The organism is Arcobacter sp. LA11 (assembly GCF_001895145.1).
Taxonomy (GTDB): Bacteria; Campylobacterota; Campylobacteria; order Campylobacterales; family Arcobacteraceae; genus Halarcobacter.
In genome coordinates this window covers 72,734-86,397 of the sequence record NZ_BDIR01000001.1, presented here as the reverse complement: position 1 = coordinate 86,397, position 13,664 = coordinate 72,734, and the positions used below count along the sequence as shown (strand labels likewise).

Annotated in this window: 16 protein-coding genes and 1 other RNA gene; 9 read left to right on the top strand and 8 right to left on the bottom strand. The window is 29.3% G+C overall.

All coding sequences use genetic code 11. The annotated features are described in order from the left end of the window. Positions 1 to 18 precede the first annotated feature (18 nt). Both BT997_RS00445 and purB read right to left on the bottom strand, forming a co-directional pair. Positions 19 to 2,403 carry a ribonucleoside-diphosphate reductase subunit alpha gene (locus tag BT997_RS00445; protein ID WP_072679416.1) on the bottom strand — a complete coding sequence of 795 codons (2,385 nt, stop codon included), beginning with the start codon at positions 2,401 to 2,403 and terminating at the stop codon, positions 19 to 21. A gap of 37 nt (positions 2,404 to 2,440) precedes the next feature. Next, positions 2,441 to 3,772 (bottom strand): adenylosuccinate lyase, encoded by a 1,332-nt coding sequence (gene purB, locus BT997_RS00440; RefSeq protein ID WP_072679415.1) that lies wholly within the window; start codon positions 3,770 to 3,772, stop codon positions 2,441 to 2,443. Between the two features lie 136 nt (positions 3,773 to 3,908). On the opposite strand from purB, the gene BT997_RS00435 reads away from it, so the two are divergent. Further along, positions 3,909 to 4,811, top strand: coding sequence for an RluA family pseudouridine synthase (locus BT997_RS00435; protein ID WP_072679414.1), 903 nt, complete (start codon positions 3,909 to 3,911; stop codon positions 4,809 to 4,811). Here the strand turns inward: BT997_RS00435 and BT997_RS00430 are convergent. Genes BT997_RS00430 through BT997_RS00420 form a run of 3 tightly spaced genes read right to left on the bottom strand, consistent with a single transcriptional unit; the run spans position 4,808 to position 6,589 of the window. Beyond that, positions 4,808 to 5,209, bottom strand: a complete 402-nt coding sequence (locus BT997_RS00430) for a hypothetical protein (protein WP_072679413.1) — start codon at positions 5,207 to 5,209, stop codon at positions 4,808 to 4,810. The two genes, BT997_RS00435 and BT997_RS00430, sit on opposite strands and share 4 nt — an antisense overlap. A gap of 41 nt (positions 5,210 to 5,250) precedes the next feature. Beyond that, a complete protein-coding gene (locus BT997_RS00425) occupies positions 5,251 to 6,054 on the bottom strand; it encodes an arylamine N-acetyltransferase (RefSeq protein ID WP_072679412.1) in 804 nt (267 codons plus the stop codon). A 43-nt stretch (positions 6,055 to 6,097) separates the two neighbouring features. Further along, the gene (locus tag BT997_RS00420) at positions 6,098 to 6,589 is read right to left on the bottom strand and encodes a MarR family winged helix-turn-helix transcriptional regulator (protein WP_083568385.1); all 492 of its coding nucleotides are present in this window, start codon (positions 6,587 to 6,589) and stop codon (positions 6,098 to 6,100) included. Positions 6,590 to 6,716: 127 nt separating this feature from the next. Between BT997_RS00420 and BT997_RS00415 the strand changes: the two genes are divergently transcribed. The 7 genes from BT997_RS00415 (at position 6,717) to BT997_RS00385 (ending at position 11,496) form a co-directional block, all read left to right on the top strand. After that, positions 6,717 to 7,283, top strand: coding sequence for a YceI family protein (locus tag BT997_RS00415; protein WP_072679411.1), 567 nt, complete (start codon positions 6,717 to 6,719; stop codon positions 7,281 to 7,283). An 86-nt stretch (positions 7,284 to 7,369) separates the two neighbouring features. After that, entirely contained in the window at positions 7,370 to 8,143 is a 774-nt protein-coding gene (locus BT997_RS00410) for a TOBE domain-containing protein (RefSeq protein ID WP_072679410.1), read from the top strand. A gap of 9 nt (positions 8,144 to 8,152) precedes the next feature. Beyond that, on the top strand, positions 8,153 to 8,905 hold the full coding sequence (gene modA, locus BT997_RS00405; protein ID WP_375537746.1) for a molybdate ABC transporter substrate-binding protein: 753 nt from the start codon (positions 8,153 to 8,155) through the stop codon (positions 8,903 to 8,905). After that, positions 8,898 to 9,299 (top strand): molybdopterin-binding protein, encoded by a 402-nt coding sequence (locus BT997_RS00400; protein ID WP_072679409.1) that lies wholly within the window; start codon positions 8,898 to 8,900, stop codon positions 9,297 to 9,299. The genes modA and BT997_RS00400 overlap by 8 nt, the downstream gene beginning before the upstream one ends. Beyond that, the gene (gene modB, locus BT997_RS00395) at positions 9,292 to 9,984 is read left to right on the top strand and encodes a molybdate ABC transporter permease subunit (protein WP_072679408.1); all 693 of its coding nucleotides are present in this window, start codon (positions 9,292 to 9,294) and stop codon (positions 9,982 to 9,984) included. The genes BT997_RS00400 and modB overlap by 8 nt, the downstream gene beginning before the upstream one ends. A gap of 2 nt (positions 9,985 to 9,986) precedes the next feature. Next, the gene (nth, locus tag BT997_RS00390; protein ID WP_083568383.1) at positions 9,987 to 10,655 is read left to right on the top strand and encodes an endonuclease III; all 669 of its coding nucleotides are present in this window, start codon (positions 9,987 to 9,989) and stop codon (positions 10,653 to 10,655) included. Further along, the gene (locus BT997_RS00385; protein ID WP_072679407.1) at positions 10,648 to 11,496 is read left to right on the top strand and encodes an ABC transporter ATP-binding protein; all 849 of its coding nucleotides are present in this window, start codon (positions 10,648 to 10,650) and stop codon (positions 11,494 to 11,496) included. The genes nth and BT997_RS00385 overlap by 8 nt, the downstream gene beginning before the upstream one ends. Here BT997_RS00385 and BT997_RS00380 read toward each other — a convergent pair. Together BT997_RS00380 and BT997_RS00375 are read right to left on the bottom strand one after the other, a co-directional pair. Then, positions 11,493 to 11,903 carry a YqaA family protein gene (locus BT997_RS00380; protein WP_072679406.1) on the bottom strand — a complete coding sequence of 137 codons (411 nt, stop codon included), beginning with the start codon at positions 11,901 to 11,903 and terminating at the stop codon, positions 11,493 to 11,495. The genes BT997_RS00385 and BT997_RS00380 overlap by 4 nt on opposite strands. After that, the gene (locus BT997_RS00375) at positions 11,900 to 12,802 is read right to left on the bottom strand and encodes a DMT family transporter (protein ID WP_072679405.1); all 903 of its coding nucleotides are present in this window, start codon (positions 12,800 to 12,802) and stop codon (positions 11,900 to 11,902) included. The genes BT997_RS00380 and BT997_RS00375 overlap by 4 nt, the downstream gene beginning before the upstream one ends. Before the next feature lie 153 nt (positions 12,803 to 12,955). On the opposite strand from BT997_RS00375, the gene ffs reads away from it, so the two are divergent. Next, positions 12,956 to 13,052, top strand: an RNA gene (gene ffs / locus BT997_RS00370) — signal recognition particle sRNA small type. 21 nt (positions 13,053 to 13,073) lie between these two features. On the opposite strand, the gene BT997_RS00365 is transcribed toward ffs, so the two are convergent. Then, on the bottom strand, positions 13,074 to 13,661 hold the full coding sequence (locus BT997_RS00365) for a DNA-binding protein (RefSeq protein ID WP_072679404.1): 588 nt from the start codon (positions 13,659 to 13,661) through the stop codon (positions 13,074 to 13,076). Between the last annotated feature and the right edge of the window lie 3 nt (positions 13,662 to 13,664).

The window sequence follows — 13,664 nt, the reverse complement described above, 5'->3', positions numbered from 1 at the left end:
GACAAATGCCAGATTATCTTATTGACAACCTGAACATTCCATGCTTCTATCTTCTACATCATTTGCAGCTTCTGGAGATTGACTTCTTAAATAGTAAGTCGATTTTAATCCAAGCTTCCAAGCTAATGTATAGATTTCATGTAAGTGTTTACCACTTGCTTTATCTAAAGACATAAAGATATTTGTAGACTGACCTTGGTCAATCCATTTTTGTCTTACTGCTGCTGCTTTGATTAAGTCTAATTGACTAACTTCATATGCAGGAGTATAGTAAGCCCAAGTCTCTGGAGATAGCTTTGGAACAACTACAGGAATAAGTCCTGATAAGTTCTCTTCAAACCATTTTCTTTTATAAACTGGTTCAATAGCTTGCGTAGTTCCAACTAAAATAGAGATAGATGAAGTAGGAGCAATTGCCATAAGATAACCATTTCTCATACCATCTTTTTTAACTTGCTCTCTTAACGCATCCCAATCATATCCTGCATCAAATAAATCTTTGTCTACAAGTGCATTTACAGCTTGTGGAGTATGATCATGTGGCATAATACCTTTTGACCAATTAGAACCTTCAAATGTAGGATAGATACCTTTTTCAGCTCCTAATTCAGATGAAGACTTGATTGCATTAAATGAAACTGCTTCCATAATAGAGTCAATCTTTTTAAAGTGCTCATTACTTCCCCAAACAAGCTTGCTCTCTGCTACCATTTGAGCCTCACCCATAACACCAAGACCAATTGATCTTGATTTTAAGTTTGTAGCTTTTACTTTTCTAAGAGGATAGAAATTTAAATCAATAACGTTATCTAACATTCTAACAGCGATTGGAACAACTCTTTCTATATCTTCTTTAGTATTAATTCTTGAAAGGTTAATTGATGCTAAATTACATACAGCAGTATCACCATCTATTTTCTCTTTTTCAACAATAAATACTCTTTTTCCATTGATTGAGTCAAGTGCAGAAACTTTATTTGCTTTCTTTTCAATTCCACCATCAACAACAATTAAATCTTCTTCTTCATAAGTTTCAATTGTTCCATCTATAAACTCTAGTTTGATTTTATAGTGGTTTGGATTTGTATTTTGGAAAATCTCTGTACAAAGATTAGAAGATCTAATATGTCCTACGTGTCCGTTTGGATTTGCTCTATTTGCAGTATCTTTGAAACAAAGAAAAGGAGAACCAGATTCAAAATATGAAGTTAAGATTTTTTTCCATAAATCTTTTGCTTTCATTCTATCTTTTGTGATTGATTCGTCATTTTCATACTCAATATATTTTGCTCTAAATGCATCTCCATGAAGTTCAGATAAATCTTTTACTTCATAAGGGTCAAATAAAGTCCAGTGAGAATCTTCTAAAACTCTCTCCATAAACATATCTGTAATCCATAAAGAAGGGAATAAATCATGAGCTCTTCTTCTTTCTTCACCAGAATTTTTCTTTAAGTCGATGAAATCAACTATATCCATATGCCAAGGTTCAACATAAACTGCAATTGCACCTTTTCTTGTACCTAGTTGGTCAACTGCAATTGCAACATCATTTGCAATTTTTAAGAATGGTACTGTACCACCAGCAGCTGATTTATGGTCATCAATAACACCACCTAAAGCTCTTACTTGGTTCCAATCCCAACCAATACCACCACCAAATTTAGATAGTAGTGCCATTTCATGGTAAGAATCAAAAATACCTTCAATATTATCTGGTGTTGAACCAATATAACAAGAAGAAAGTTGATGTCTATTTGTTCTTGCATTTGATAAAGTTGGAGTTGCTAACATAACTTCAAATTTTGAAACTACATCATAAAAATCTTTTGCTTTTTGTTGTTTATCATCTTCATCTTGTGCTAAGAACATAGCGATTGCCATGAACATTTGCTGAGGAAGTTCAATAGGAACTCCATCTTTGTTTTTAATTAAATATCTATCATATAAAGTTTTGATTCCAAGGTAATTAAAAAGATAATCTCTTGAAGGGTCAATATGGCTATTTAAATCATCTAAATCATAACCTTCACCTAAGTTAGGGATTAGTCTACCTGCATCTTTTCCATATTTTAAATACTCTTTTAAGTGACAATAAGGTTCACCTTTAATACCATGAGTTACTTTTCCAACTCTGTGATAAAGATCAAATAGAAATAGTCTTGAAGCTGCAAAAGTCCAATTTGGAACATCAATATCTATTTTCTCAACTGCTGTTTTAATTAAAGCATCTTGGATATCTGCTGAACCCATTCCATCAATAAACTTTATTTGAGCATCTAGTTCTAATTCACTTTGAGATACACCATCTAAATCTGCAGTTGCTTCAATAGTCATCTTTTGGATTTTAGTAATATCTAAAACTTCTTTTCTACCATTTCTTTTTTGAATCATTATCGCCATATTTGTCGCCTTGTGATTAATATTATATTTATTTTATTTACTTGTTGAAAACTCTATTAAAAATAGCATCAACATTTTTAGTGTAATAATCATAATTAAAACACTCTCTAATTTGTTCTTCACTTAATGAGTTTCTTAACTCATCATCTGCTAATAAGTGTCCAAGATATAAAGATTCACCATTTTCATTTGTTGTTGGTTTACCTTGCTGAATCTCTTCCCATACCTTCATTGCGTTTCTTTGTACAATTTTATATGCATCTTCTCTACTTACACCAGCTTTTGGCAATTCTAGTAAAACTCTCTGAGAGAAAACTAAACCACCAGTTAAGTTTAAATTTTTAATCATATTTTCAGGCATAACAGTTAAGTTTGCAATTACATTGTTCATTCTATGAAGCATAAAATCAGTTGTAATAAATGCATCTGGAAGCCAAAATCTTTCATTTGAAGAGTGAGAGATATCTCTTTCGTGCCATAATGCAACATTTTCCATAGCTGGAGCTGCATATGCTCTAATAGTTCTTGCAAGTCCTGTAATATTTTCAGTTAAAATAGGATTTCTTTTATGAGGCATAGCAGAAGAACCTTTTTGTCCTTTTGCAAAAAACTCTTCAGCTTCATAAACTTCTGTTCTTTGTAAATGTCTAACTTGAACTGCAAATTTTTCAACTGATGAAGCCATTGAAGCTAAAGCAGTTGCTAATCTTGCATATCTATCTCTATGAACTACTTGATTTGAACAAGGTTCAGGTTTTAAACCTAATTCAGTCATTGCTAATTCTTCAAGTTCAAGAGGAGCGTGGGCAAAGTTACCCATAGCACCAGAAATTTGACCAACTGCAATTACATCCATAGTTTGTTCTAAATTTAATAAGTGTCTAGCCATTTCATCATACCAAACAGCTAATGTAAGACCAAATGTAATAGGTTCACCATGGATACCGTGACTTCTTCCTACCATAAGAGTCATTTTATGTTCTTCGGCTCTTTTTTTAATAGATTCCATTAACATTTTTACATCTTTTATAACAATTTCAAGTGAATTTTTCATTTGAAGTGCAACACCTGTATCAACGGCATCTGAGCTTGTCATACCATAATGGAACCATCTTGATTCTTCTCCAAGACTTTCACTTACACTTGTATTGAAAGCGATTAAATCATGCTTTGTAACAGCTTCAATCTCTTCGATTCTTTCAACTGAAAATGTAGCATTTTTAACAATCTTTTCACAATCATCGTCAGGAATAAGACCTAATTTATTCCAAGCTTTTACAGCTGCTTTTTCAACTTCAAGCCATGCTGCATATCTTGCATGTTGAGTCCAATGTTGTGTCATTTCTTCTCTGGCATATCTTTCAACCATCTGTGTATCCCTTATTATCAATATTCTTAGATTTTTATCAAGAATTTCTCTTTATTTTTGTATGATATCGTATCTAATTTAGACAAAGATTTTGTTTAATTTTTGTTAAATTTTTACTTAATTTTAGGAAATAATATTGCCATTTATATTAAAAAGATTTAATGCCCCTAAAGGCGAAAAAATTCAGCTATTTTTATTGAAAACTTTAGGCTACAAACCCGCTATAGCGCACCGTCTAATAAGTAGAGGTAGAATCTTTGATAGCAAACACAACTCTTACTTGATATCCCAATCAATAAAAGAAGACTCTGTTTATATTGCATTATTTGAAGGACACACACGAGGGTTAAAACCTTTACACATTTTTAAAGATTTTGCAATCTTTGATAAGCCATCGAATTTAGTAATTCATCCAAACTCAAAAAAGACAGAATATTCCCTTTTAGATGAGATAAGATACCACTTTGGAGAAAAAGCAAACCAAGCACATAGAATAGATGCTGAAACATCTGGACTAGTTCTTGTAGGTCGTCATGAAAAAGCAACAAATGAACTTGCCGGAATGTTTGAGACAAAAGATTATAAAAAATCTTATCTTGCAATAGTAGAAGGAAAAATTGAAAAAGATATTACAATAGACAAAAATCTAAAAAAAGAGGGTAAAAACATCGGTGTTAGAATGGCCACTTGTGAAAATAATGAAGGTAAACACTCAATAACGCATGTTAAACCTATTTCATATAATGAAGAAAAAGATATTACACTTTTAGAACTTATTCCAATTACAGGAAGACAACATCAAATTAGAGTTCATCTTAATTCTATAGGGCATAGAATTTTAGGAGACCCAATTTATGGAGTTGATGATATGAATGCAGAAGCATACTTAAATAAAACATTAAATAATGAAGATAGAATAAAAGCTACAAATTCGCATAGACTTTGGCTTCATGCAAACTATTTAGAGTTCGAATTTCAAAAAGTAGTATATAAAATATTTTCAAAAAACCCAGAGATTTACAAGGAATTTAATTCTTAAGATTTCTTGTGAACATCCCAAGTATGACTTTTATCTTCTTTGCACTGAATAAAAGTACCTTTTTTATTCTTAACTATTCTAAGCTCACCTAAACAAATAGTACATTGACCATGAAGTTTCGTGACAAATATATCTCCAGAAGGTGAAGACTCAATACTATACTCACCAAAATATAAAATAGTTTTAAAATAAAGTAAAAAAGAAAAAACTGCTAAACAAAAAAAGAAAAAAGCGACAACTAACCAAGCAATTGCAAAAATTTCCATATAACCTAAAACACCAAGTAGTAAACCAGTTAAAGAGATTAATATCAATCGTTTAACACGTAATGGTTTACCAAAAACTGTAACTTGTTTTTCATATATTCTTTCTAATCGTACATCATTATCTTTTTTCATAATTGAAGTATAGAATTAATGAGTTGAAAAATAGTTGAAAACTATTCTTCTATATATTTCTCATAAAGAAATACAACTTCATCAAGATTAAAATTTGAGTTTAAATCATGTTCTAATATTTCTTGAAATTGTTCAAGACTATTAATTTCAATCTTTTCAGTTTTATCTTTATAAATTTTTAAATAATTTTTATTAACTAAAGAATATATCGCATCATTATCCATCAATGAAACAACTAAATTATTTACAAAAACTGCTTCTGGATTTTTATGTGAATAAAAATGTCCTAAAGTAAAGTCAACTTCATAACATTTATTCAAATCAAACTTTGTCACAATAAAGGGCTTGTCATTTTGTATTAATTGCATTGCAAAAGTTTTATCATCAAACTCTTTTATACAATAAGTTCCTAACAAACAAGAAGAGACTTCTTTTCCAAACTTCACAGGACTAGTAGGAGAACGGAATCCTATTCCTACATCAATTAGATATCGTTTATCTTCAAAGTTTAAAACCGTAAATCTATGTGTTTGAGGGACTATACTATCAGTATTGTTAACAACTCTTGCTAAATAATACTCTACCTCAAAACCTAAATTTTTTAGAACTTCATAAAAAAGCTTATTGTGTTCGTAACAATATCCACCTCTTTTTCTAACAACAATATTTTCATAAATATCTTTTAACTCCAAAGAAATATCTTCTTTTAGTAAAACTTTCATACTTGAGAAAGGGAAAGTTCTTAGATGAGCTTTTATTAACTTAGTTATATCTTCAATATTTGAAATTTTATTATCTATATCCAATGCAGATAAGTATCCATTTACTATTTTATCTTTATCCATAATTTAGCCTTTATTAATTAAGAATATTCTATCAAAAGTATTTCTAATTATTTTCCAAAACTTTAAAAAGAATACTTTTTAGATTTTCTTTTTCACCTTTTTCTAGACATTCAAAATACTGACACTCATAAGTTACAACTTCTTTAAGTGCTTTATCACAAATTTCTCTACCTTTTGATGTAAGTTTTACAAGCTTACTTCTTTTATCTTCACTATTTTCAACACGTGTAATAAATTCTTTTAGCTCTAGTTTTTTTAAAACCTTAGTCATACCACCTGAAGAAAAAACAAGTCTATCATAAAGTTGAGTAGGGGACAATATACATTCATCTCCTCCACCTAAAACTAATGATGATAAAACATCTAGTTCTATATTTGTCATTTCATATTTTTTATTTAATATTCTATCTATTCCATTAATAATATTTTTGTGTAATACAAAAATAGGAACACCTAGGTCTATATCTTTTTTGTAAGTTTTTGGGGAATTCTTTTTATGAAAAATAATTCCTTCTTTTAATTTTTCTACATCCATAATCGTAGTATACAATTTTTATTATATTTTTTCAATATATCTTCCTAGAAAGATATATTTAAGTTTAAGAATGCTAAGATTTTGAATATTATCTTTCTAGAAAGATAAATTTAATAAAAGGATTAATATGAAATTAATTAAATTAGGACTAGCTTCACTGTTAGCTTCGGGTGCATTATTTGCAGGTACATACAAAGTAGATGAGAGTCATTCAAATGTTGGTTTTAAAGTAAAACATATGATGATTTCCAATACAACTGGTAAATTTGATAAGTTTTCTGGCTCATTTGAATATGATGAAAAAACAAAAGTTTTAAAATCTCTAAATGGTAATATCCAAGTAAAATCTATAAATACGGAAAATACAAAAAGAGACAATCACTTAAGAGATTCAGATTTCTTTGCAGCAAATAAGTTTCCAGATATAAAATTTAAACTAAATAAAATTGATGGAGATTATGCTTATGGAAAACTTACTATAAAAGATGTTACAAAAGATGTAAAACTTGATTTTGAAAACTATGGTTCTGTTAAAGACCCTTGGGGGAATACAAGGGCAGGTTTTGCACTAAGTGGAAAATTAAATAGATTTGATTATGGAATTAAAAACAACATGTTATTAGAAGCAGGAGGACTTGTTGTAGGAGAAATAGTAAAATTGAACATAGAACTTGAAGGTATTAAAACAAAATAAAAACTTCTAAATTTTTTAATGAAGAGTTCTTTTCTTACTCTTCATTAATATTGACATAGCGTTATATATTTTGATATATTACGCTTATGAATAATTTATTTGATATAGATGGAAACATCTGGATAAAAAAAGACAATCGTGGATTTATTGGTCGTGGAAGAGTAGAACTTTTACAAAATATTCAAATATATGGTTCTATTTCAAAAGCTGCTAAACACATGAAAATGAGTTATAAAGCTGCATGGGATAGTGTGGATATTATGAATAAACTATCACAAAAACCTTTAGTTACAAAAGTAACTGGTGGAAAAGGTGGAGGTGGCACAGTTATAACTTCACACGCAAAAGAATTAATACAAGCCTATGAAGAAATATCAAAACTTTATAAAAACTACTTCCAAACTTTAGAAAACTCTTTTAATGAGCAAATAAGTGATACCTCATCACAAGAACCAGCATTTAGTAGACTCTGTGGAACAATTTGTATGATGAAAAATATTGATGAGAACTATGAAATATCTATAAGATTAAAATCAGGACAAATTCTTACATCAATAGAAAATAAAAAATTTGTAATAGAAAAAGACTTTAAAGTTGAAGATGAAATTAACTTCTTAATAGAGACTGATAACATCATACTTACTAAAAACAATCAAATAAATAATAGTGCAAGAAATAGAATATTTGGCAAAGTAACATCTATACATGATGATAAAATAAACTCAAATATAACTATAAACTGCGGAGAAAATGATATTATTTATTCAAAGATCACCTCATCAAGTTGTGAAAAACTTGAATTAAAAGTTGACGATGAAGTATATGCTTCATTTAAAGCATACAATGTAATCATATTATAAAGGCAATAAATGATTAGAAAGATATTACTTATTACTCTATTTTTAGTAGGCTCTTTATTTGCCGAAAAAATAAATATAGCTGTTGCAGCAAATGTATCTTATGCAATAAATGATTTGATAAAAGAGTTTAATAAAACAAATCCAGATACAAAAGTAAGAGTTACACTTGGAAGTAGCGGAAAGCTAACTGCACAAATAAAACATGGAGCACCATATGACCTGTTTATGTCAGCAAATATGAAATATCCAGATAGCTTATATAAAGACAATATTACTATTACCAAACCACTTGTATATGCACAAGGAAGTTTAGCAATTTTATCTTCTAAACCAAGAGATTTCTCAAAAGGATTTAATCTTTTAAAAGAAGACTCAATAAAAAGAATCGCTGTTGCAAATCCTAAAACAGCTCCATATGGAATAGCTACAAAACAAGCTTTAGAAAATGCAAATATATATAAAACTCTTAAAAAGAAGTTTATCTATGGCGAGTCTATCTCTCAAACTGTTTCGTATACAGTTACGGCTGCTGATATAGGTTTTATAGCTAAGTCTTCACTCTATAGTCCTAAAATGTCTAAATATAAAGAAGATATAAACTGGATAAGTCTTGATACAAAGCTTTATACTCCTATTAGTCAAGGGATTGTAATACTAAAAAAAGCAAAGAATAACAAAGAAGTAAGAGCTTTTTATGATTTTATATTAAGTAATAAAGCAAAAAAAATATTTAAAGATTTTGGATATATAGTAAATGACTAATCTAATAGCAACAATAAAAGAGATAGAGACAATAGATAGCTTAAATATAGTAAGTTTTGATTTTTTTGGTACGCCATTAACTATGATGAGTTTAGAACTTAAAGATGAGGTACAAATTGGTAAAAAAGTAATTTTAGGAATAAAACCAACGACAATAGCTATTGCTAAAAACTTTAGTGGAGAAATAAGCTATTCAAACCAAATAGAAAGTGCTATACAATCAATAGAAATAGGTAAACTCTTATGTTCTATAAAGCTAATCTCAAAAGGAACAACTTTTGAATCAATCATCACATCAAAATCTGCTAAAAAACTAGACTTAAAAGAAAATGATAATGTAACTGCATTTATCAAAGCGAGTGAAATTTCAATATCAAAGGTTTTAGATGATTGATATTTTAAGTGCTCTAGATTTTGAACCTTTTTTACTATCTTTTAAACTAGCAGGAGTTACTACTTTGATTTTATTTATACTAAGTCTTCCTCTAGCTTGGTATTTATCACAAACCAAATCAAAAATAAAACCAGTCATAGAAGCTCTTACTGCACTTCCTATTGTACTGCCTCCTTCTGTACTTGGATTTTATATCTTAGTTACACTATCAGCAAACTCTCCAATAGGAGCCTTTTTTGAGGAAGTATTTGATATAAAACTTGTTTTTAACTTCACTTCACTTGTAATAGCTAGTTGTTTTTACAGTCTTCCCTTTATGGTTCAACCTCTGCAAGGTGGCTTTGAATCACTAAATAAAAATATGTTAGAAGCAAGTTTTTTAAGTGGAAAAGGAAAAATAGAAACTGTTTTAAAAGTAGCCTTACCAAATATAAAACCAGCACTTCTAACAGCTATCATCGTAACCTTTGCCCATACAGTTGGAGAGTTTGGAGTTGTTCTAATGGTAGGAGGAAGTATTCCAGGAGAAACAAAAGTAGCTTCAGTTGCAATATATGAAATGGTAGAAATTTTAGATTATCAAGCAGCTCACATATATAGTGCTATTATGATAATACTAAGCTTCATAGTCCTTCTTAGTGTTTATATAATAAATGGAAGACTAAATAAGAAGTTTGGAGTATAAAGATGAGAAAGAAAACAATTATGACAACAAAAACCTTCTTAAATATTTTAGAAATACTACAAAACAATATACCTTCAAACAGTCCAAGTAATATTTTAAAAAATAGTTTTGAAAGAAATCCATATACTATTCTTATGGCTACACTTTTAAGTCTTAGAACAAAAGATGAAAATACTGCTCAAGTATGTGGTAACCTTTTTAATCCTGCAATAAGTCCTAAAGAATTACTTGAAATCCCAATAGAAAAATTAGAACAAATTGTACGACCTACGGGTATGTATCGTAAAAAGGCACAAGTATTAAGAGAAGTCTCTTTAAACCTGATTGAACGATTTGATAGTCAAGTTCCCAATACAAAAGAAGAGTTATTAAGTCTAAAAGGTGTAGGTGAGAAAACAGCTAATATTGTTTTAAATAATGCTTTTGATATTCCTACGATTGCTGTAGATACTCATGTACATCGTTTGCCAAACTTATGGAAGTTTATTGATACAAAGAGTGAGAAAGAAACCTTTAAAGCCTTATGTAAAAAAGTACCTAAAGAGTTTTGGAACCGTTTAAATTTTACACTAGTTAGTTTTGGACAAACTATTTGTTTACCTAGGAATCCAAACTGTGAACAATGCCCTGTTCAAAACTACTGTGATGAAACAAAGAGTAAAAATGATTAATATTGATATACAAAAAGCTTTGCATGGTTCAAATGGAGAGATGAACCTAGATGTAAATATACAAATAAAAAAAGGTGACTTTATTGCATTAAGTGGTCTTAGTGGTAGCGGGAAAACTACTCTTTTACGTATTTTAGCTGGACTTGAAACTGCAAAAGGAAAGATAGAAGTTGAAGGGCAAACTTGGCTTGATGAAAAAATATCATTAGCACCTCAAAAAAGAGAGATTGGTTTTGTATTTCAAGACTATGCACTTTTTTCTAATATGAATGTAGAAGAGAACCTTTTATATGTAAAAAAAGATAAAAACTTAGCAAATCACCTTTTAGATATTACAGGTTTAAGTGAACTTAAAAAAAGATTACCAAATACCCTTAGTGGGGGACAAAAACAACGAGTAAGTCTATGTAGAGCAATGATGAATTCTCCAAAGTTATTACTTATGGATGAACCACTTTCAGCCCTTGACCCAGAAATGAGAACGAAACTACAAAATGAGATTCTAACACTTCATAAAGAGTTTGGAACAACAACTATCATGGTAAGTCATGATCCAAGTGAAATATATAGATTAAGCAATAGAGTAATAGTTCTTAATCAAGGGAAAGTAATAGATGATGGAAAAGCAAAAAAAGTTTTACTAAAAACACAAGGAAGTGCAAAGTTTTCCTTTGAAGGGGAGCTTTTAGAGATTGTAAAAGTTGATGTTATTCATATTGCTATTATTTCTATTGGACAACAGCTTGTTGAGGTAGTAATTAGTAATGATGAAGTTAAAAAACTAAAAATTGGACAAAAAGTAAATGTAAGTACAAAAGCTTTTGCACCAACTATTTCTTAGATTATTAGAAGTGCTAAAATAAGATATCTTCCAAATTTTGCAAGAGTTACTAAAAATAGGAACTTTTTAATATCATATTTTAAAATACCTGCTATGAAAGTTATTGGGTCACCTACTATAGGCATCCAAGATAGCAAAAGGGCAAAGCCACCAAATCTATCAAAAAAAGATTTGTATTTTTTTATTTTTTCTTCTTTTAAATAGTTTTTTTCAACTAAATATTCTTCACCTTTTAAGCCTAAATAATAGTTAATAACTGAACCTAATACATTTCCAGTTGTTGCAAAAAGAAGTAGTAAATATAAGTTATAGCCTTGTTTGATATCATAGATTAATAAAGCTTCACTACCCAAAGGAAAGAGTGTTGCAGAAATTAAAGCGGAGAAAAAAAGAGTTATATAAATCAAGCTTTTTTTCTTTTAAATCTTTTAACTGAAATTTGAGATAGAATTACCCCACTTAGAATTGTTAAACTTGCTATTAGTTCTTGAATTGAAAGCTTTTCTCCAAGTATTAAAAAAGCTAAAATCAATGTAAAAATAGGAATTAAATTAACAAACATAGCAGCTTTTGAAGCCTCAATTTTTGTCAATGCAAAATTATACAAACCATATCCCCCAAGTGTAACCACCACTCCAAGATAAACAACCCAACTCATAGCTTCAGTTGTAAAAGTCATAGGTTTTGTAAAATATTCATATATAAAGAAAGGGAAAAAGAATATTGCTCCTATAAACGCCTGAATTGCTGTTATAAAAAGAGCTGAGTATTTTTCAACTAAATATCTTGTGACAATTGTATACCCAGCACCACATATCATCGCACATAGTTCTAAAAAGTTCCCTAGCATCGGATTTGGTGCACTAAGAGTTGTTGTAGCTTGCACACTTAGCCAAACAGCACCTACCATAGCAATTAATGAACCAAAAATTAATTGTCGTGAAATAATCTCTTTTAAAAAATATCCAGCACTCATAGCTGTTATTAGAGGCATTAAAGATGTAATCATACCTGCCTGAGAAGCAGAGGTATAAACTAAAGCCTTAGCTTCAAATATAAAATATAAACAAGGTTCAAACAGTGCTAAAAGTAAAATATATTTAATATCATCTTTTGTAAAGTCATATTTTAAAAAGCCTTTTATAAAATATACAAAACAAAGTGAAGCAATAAACATTCTTAAAAATATAACCGTAAATTCACCTAAGTCAGCCATAGCTGATTTTAATGCAATAAATGAGCTACCCCAAATAAACATTGCAAAGATAATTGAAAATAGACCTATTAAATTAAAATTTTTTGACAATTTTTATACTCTTTTTATGAAATTAAGATTGGATTATACTCTTTTAAAGTTTTATGTCAAGGAATTCATTTATAAGAAGTTTAAGTTTCCAAAAGATATAATAACAACCCTCAAAGATGAGCACAAAGAGTATTTAGATACTTTTTATGCTCTTCTTTAGACCCTTACAATTATTTTTAGAGACAATGCCCCAGGATGGGAACATAGCAAGGCACCTCTATCTTTAGTGTGTTTGGGTATCTGGAGAAGAGTGCTTTTAGCACTCCCTTTTTTAAATCAAATCCGAAAAATCACTATTTAAAATCAAAAGTTTTTTATCTTTTTTATTATAAATAAATCTACTATCTCTAGTTTTAATAGCTTTTAAAATAATTAGTTTTATCTCTTTTTCATTTTTGTTGTTCTTTTTTAAATATAAAGAAAACTCTTGGAGTGAGATAAATTTTTCTTCAGTTTCAACTTGAGCAATTTGTGGTTGTTTATAAACTGAACGCATTTCATTAAATGCACTTTGAAGTAGTTCTATTTCTCGGTTAAAAACCCCTATAATTCTTTTTTGGTTTTTTTCTAATCTAGAGATTTCAGAAGTATATTGCCTTTTCATCCATTTTATATTTTTTTTCAAAAGTACTATTTGTTCATTTTTAACTTCAATTACTTCTCTTAGAGTTTCATTTGGGTTTTCTTGAATCTCTACTCTTGGTTCTTCTTTTGTCTCAACATGATCACTAATATATACATATGTTTTACCAGATTTTTTTAGTGATTTTAGTTGATTGTGTTTTATTCTATAATGTACACCTTGTAAGGATAGTCCTAATATTTGAGCAGCCTGTGCAGTAGTAACTAATCTTTCCAAGGA

Excerpts from the sequence above, each read along its gene's own strand:
- BT997_RS00445 (WP_072679416.1), bottom strand. The coding sequence starts at position 2,403 with ATGGCGATAATGATTCAAAAAAGAAATGGTAGAAAAGAAGTTTTAGAT.
- purB (WP_072679415.1), bottom strand. The coding sequence starts at position 3,772 with ATGGTTGAAAGATATGCCAGAGAAGAAATGACACAACATTGGACTCAA.
- BT997_RS00430 (WP_072679413.1), bottom strand. The coding sequence starts at position 5,209 with ATGAAAAAAGATAATGATGTACGATTAGAAAGAATATATGAAAAACAA.
- BT997_RS00425 (WP_072679412.1), bottom strand. The coding sequence starts at position 6,054 with ATGGATAAAGATAAAATAGTAAATGGATACTTATCTGCATTGGATATA.
- BT997_RS00420 (WP_083568385.1), bottom strand. The coding sequence starts at position 6,589 with ATGGATGTAGAAAAATTAAAAGAAGGAATTATTTTTCATAAAAAGAAT.
- BT997_RS00415 (WP_072679411.1), top strand. The coding sequence starts at position 6,717 with ATGAAATTAATTAAATTAGGACTAGCTTCACTGTTAGCTTCGGGTGCA.
- BT997_RS00410 (WP_072679410.1), top strand. The coding sequence starts at position 7,370 with ATGAATAATTTATTTGATATAGATGGAAACATCTGGATAAAAAAAGAC.
- modA (WP_375537746.1), top strand. The coding sequence starts at position 8,153 with ATGATTAGAAAGATATTACTTATTACTCTATTTTTAGTAGGCTCTTTA.
- BT997_RS00400 (WP_072679409.1), top strand. The coding sequence starts at position 8,898 with ATGACTAATCTAATAGCAACAATAAAAGAGATAGAGACAATAGATAGC.
- modB (WP_072679408.1), top strand. The coding sequence starts at position 9,292 with ATGATTGATATTTTAAGTGCTCTAGATTTTGAACCTTTTTTACTATCT.
- nth (WP_083568383.1), top strand. The coding sequence starts at position 9,987 with ATGAGAAAGAAAACAATTATGACAACAAAAACCTTCTTAAATATTTTA.
- BT997_RS00385 (WP_072679407.1), top strand. The coding sequence starts at position 10,648 with ATGATTAATATTGATATACAAAAAGCTTTGCATGGTTCAAATGGAGAG.